Source organism: Motilimonas cestriensis (assembly GCF_021295315.1).
Classification (GTDB): domain Bacteria; phylum Pseudomonadota; class Gammaproteobacteria; order Enterobacterales; family CBDFNC01; genus Motilimonas; species Motilimonas cestriensis.
The window spans coordinates 1-1,309 of record NZ_JAIMJA010000065.1; the positions used below are offsets into that span (position 1 = coordinate 1).

The 1,309-nt window shown below is 45.5% G+C and carries 1 protein-coding gene; it reads left to right on the forward strand.

What is annotated here, in order from left to right:
• Window positions 1-84: 84 nt before the first annotated feature.
• Window positions 85-1,077, forward strand: a complete 993-nt coding sequence (locus K6Y31_RS21990) for a transposase (RefSeq protein WP_233055170.1) — start codon at window positions 85-87, stop codon at window positions 1,075-1,077.
• Window positions 1,078-1,309 lie beyond the last annotated feature (232 nt).

The window sequence follows — 1,309 nt, forward strand, 5'->3', positions numbered from 1 at the left end:
AAATATCAGGACATCCATCACTTTTTGCACTAATTCACATCCTGAGCCATAGTTTAAAAACCACTTATTGAGCAGGATGTGGCCATGACTTTACCTCGCGGGAAGTTGATCTGCCCTGAATCAACGCCCTACTATCATGTCACCAGCCGTTGCGTGCGCCGTGCTTTTTTATGCGGTATCGATCACTACACCCACCAAAGTTACGAACATCGCAAACCTTGGGTGCTTGAAAAGCTTAAGCAACTGGCCAGTATATTTACCATCGATGTTTGTGCTTACGCCATTATGAGCAATCATTACCATTTGATACTGCACATTAATTTAGCTGAAAACCGCAATCTATCAGATAGTCAAGTTGCAGCGCGTTGGCAGCAGTTGTTTGCCATGCCTATGCTGGTGGATGATTGGCTTGTTGGTAAAGAGCAAGATAATGCACAACAAGAAGCAGTGGCTGAGTTGATTGCAAAATGGCGCATTCGACTCCAAAGTATTAGCTGGTTTATGCGCTGTTTAAATGAAGATATTGCGCGCAAGGCCAATCAAGAGGACTGCTGTAAAGGGCACTTCTGGGAAGGCCGCTTTAAAAGCCAAGCTTTGCTTGATGAACAAGCTTTACTTACCTGCATGGCTTACGTTGATTTAAATCCCATTCGTGCCAATATGTGCCAGCGCGTTGAAGAGCAAGAATTCACCTCAATTTACGAGCGAGTTCAGCAATATAAAGCGAAACCGAATGACCAGATGGTGAAGTCCGAGCTGCTACCCTTTGAGCGCCAATTCGATACTCGCCAACCCCATGAAATTCCATTCTATTTTGAAGAGTACCTGCAACTGGTTGATTGGACGGGACGCGCCATTCGTAATGATAAGCGCGGCTATATTCCCGCCGAAGAACCCAAGTTATTACATGAGCTGGGCATTGAACAAGATAGCTGGCTGCAACTGGTTAGTCACTTTAGCCGAAGCTTTGGCAGCGCCGCAGGCAGCTGGGAGCATCTGACTGTGCACAGTAGAAAGGCTGGCCACAGCTGGACACGAGGACAAACGGCATGTAATCGACTGAGTGGGTTCGGATAATACTAACTAACTCGTCGTATAACCATGCTATCTAGCCAGCTTCTATCAGCTGGTGGAGTCATGCCTAATTTCTATCAATCCGCTCAGAACTTAGCATTTCAGTTCAATTTTCCAGTTTTAAACGAACCGACAGTAGATGCTCTAGTCGCAAATCAGTAAATAAGATTTGGCAATTGTTGTGGTGGCTTGGTCTAAAATAGCCTATTTATTTTGGTGGGTGTCCCAGCTTTCA